The sequence below is a fragment of the Synechococcus sp. WH 5701 genome (assembly GCF_000153045.1).
GTDB classification, from domain to species: domain Bacteria; phylum Cyanobacteriota; class Cyanobacteriia; order PCC-6307; family Cyanobiaceae; genus Regnicoccus_A; species Regnicoccus_A antarcticus.
The window spans coordinates 1-1,516 of sequence record NZ_AANO01000065.1; the positions used below are offsets into that span (position 1 = coordinate 1).

Here is a 1,516-nt window from a genome sequence, read left to right on the forward strand (position 1 = left end):
CCTCGCGACGTCGAGTAAGCGTGATGTGAGCTGTTGAACAGCGGTGGGGACTGCATCCCAGTCCGATGGAAAGAGTCCATACCACTGACGCCCGCCTGGTGACGGGTGTGGTTCTGGTGCTTCGAGGCAAACAATGTCCAGTGGTTCTGGGTGTTGGGCTGCTAACTGCTCGCCTAAGGGTTGTAGGTCAGCGGCTGCTGCGCCCCATCCATGCAGCAGCACAAGGCGTTGAGGCATCCGGATGTTTGATCAACTCATGCGTAGGTTGGCTCAAGACTTAGTCATGTCGCCTGATGGCTCCTGTCGCTCTGCTGAGTGTGTCCGACAAATCTGGGCTTTTGCCGTTGGCCGAGGCTCTGCATCGAATCCATGGCTATCAATTGCTCTCCAGTGGTGGCACCGCCAAGGTGCTTGAGCAGGCTGGTCTTCCGGTTACCCGTGTTTCCGAGTACACCGGGGCCCCTGAGATTTTGGGTGGCCGCGTCAAAACACTGCATCCCCGTGTTCACGGTGGAATTTTGGCCAAGCGTGGTGATGCGGCCCATCAAGAAGATCTTGAACAACAAAAGATCAAGTTGATTGATGTGGTGGTCGTGAATCTGTATCCCTTCCGGGAAACAGTGGCCAAGGCTGATGTCACCTGGGATCAAGCGATCGAGAACATTGATATTGGTGGGCCCACCATGGTGCGTTCTGCCGCAAAAAATCATGCAGACGTTGCTGTTCTGACCAGCCCAGATCAGTACGACCGTTTGCTTGAAGCGATGGCTCAGGCCGGTGGTGAAGTGCCGGCTGCATTACGCCGTCAACTTGCCCTTGAAGCCTTCCAGCACACCGCGGCTTACGACACCGCTATCAGCCGCTGGATGGCTCAGGCGGTGGCCGCGGAAGCATCACCTTGGCTTGAGGCAGTCCCTTTGCGTCAAGCCCTCCGCTATGGCGAGAACCCTCATCAGAAAGCTCGTTGGTTCAGCCATGCCGAGCAGGGTTGGGGCGGTGCGATTCAGCTGCAAGGTAAGGAACTGAGCACGAACAATCTGTTGGATCTCGAAGCTGCTCTCGCCATGGTGCGGGAGTTCGGCTACGGCTCTGATGGAGCTGAGCCGGCTGTTCAGCCAGCCGCGGTGGTGGTGAAACACACCAACCCCTGCGGTGTTGCCATCGGTTCGGATGTGTCGACCGCACTCACAAGGGCCTTGGATGCTGATCGCGTCAGTGCCTTTGGGGGAATTGTCGCCATCAATGGCCTGGTGAGCGCTGCAGCGGCAGGGGAATTGAAAAGCTTGTTTTTGGAATGCGTCGTGGCGCCAAGCTTTTCTCCAGAAGCCAGAGAGATTCTTTCCGCCAAAGCGAATTTGCGTTTGTTAGAGCTCCAGCCTGCAGCGATCGATGCGGCGGGCCCAGACCACGTCCGCAGCATTCTCGGTGGATTACTGGTTCAAGACCTCGACGATCAAGCGATTACACCAAGCGAGTGGACCGTGGCGAGTCAGCGGCCTCCCTCTTCCCAAGAGCA

At 57.4% G+C, this 1,516-nt stretch carries 1 protein-coding gene; it reads left to right on the forward strand.

Annotated elements, in window-relative coordinates; genetic code table 11:
• Positions 1-293 precede the first annotated feature (293 nt).
• Positions 294-1,516: bifunctional phosphoribosylaminoimidazolecarboxamide formyltransferase/IMP cyclohydrolase (purH, locus tag WH5701_RS16165; protein ID WP_071934140.1), on the forward strand; the 1,223-nt coding region annotated here is incomplete at its 3' end.